This is a genomic window from Psychroserpens jangbogonensis (genome assembly GCF_000797465.1).
Lineage (GTDB): Bacteria > Bacteroidota > Bacteroidia > Flavobacteriales > Flavobacteriaceae > Psychroserpens > Psychroserpens jangbogonensis.
In genome coordinates, this window is record NZ_JSWG01000021.1 from 1 (window position 1) to 794 (window position 794).

General features: G+C 38.5%; 1 pseudogene. It reads right to left on the bottom strand.

The window, feature by feature from the left end:
- Positions 1-794, bottom strand: a pseudogene (locus tag RH81_RS16030) (hypothetical protein); the annotation flags it as partial.

Sequence of the window (794 nt, forward strand, 5' to 3'; positions counted from 1 at the left end):
ACAAAGCATCCTGTAACATCATTGGTAGCTCGTACAAATATTGTTTGCGGATTGCTCGTATTCATATATGGACTCACAATAGCATTCGTGCCATTATCAGCATCTAACTGTGTCTCATAATACGTAAAACTAATTCCCGTCTGACCATTTAACATCTCTGCATTTGAATCTTCTAAGGTAAAGCCCTCTATCTCATCGCCTGGATTGTTATCATCACACAACTCTAATGGTGTTGGTTGTAAAAGAACTGGTAGTGCATTGACAATAAGGTCTAATGTTGTTAGTTTATAACAGCCATTAGCCGTGTCCTCTACCCGAACCCATAAGGTTTGATTAAAGGCTGTTGTATTGGTATAATTTGTTGGATTTAAAATCGCATTTGTTCCTGCTTCTGCATTAACCTCTACCTCATAATAAGTCACTATATATTGTAATGGATCTAAACCATCTAATATCTCTGAATCTTTACTCGTTAAATCAAACTGTGCAAAGCCATCGGCCAACACATCATCACACTCCTCCAATGCCGTAGGATCTTCGATCTGTGGTGTAGGGTTTACAATTAAAATAAGCTCTACTATGGTTGCACAATCTGTCGCGATAGTAGCACTCTCTACTCGTACATAAATCGTTTGTTGGTCTTCTACAATGTTGTTGTATGGACTTGTTAAGGCGTTTACATTATTATCTGCATCTGCCATCGTCTCATGGTAGCTTACCGTTAAGGCTGGATCGCCTCCTGTGATTTCATTATCAGCATCAGTTAATATAAATACTCCAAAGCCATCACTATC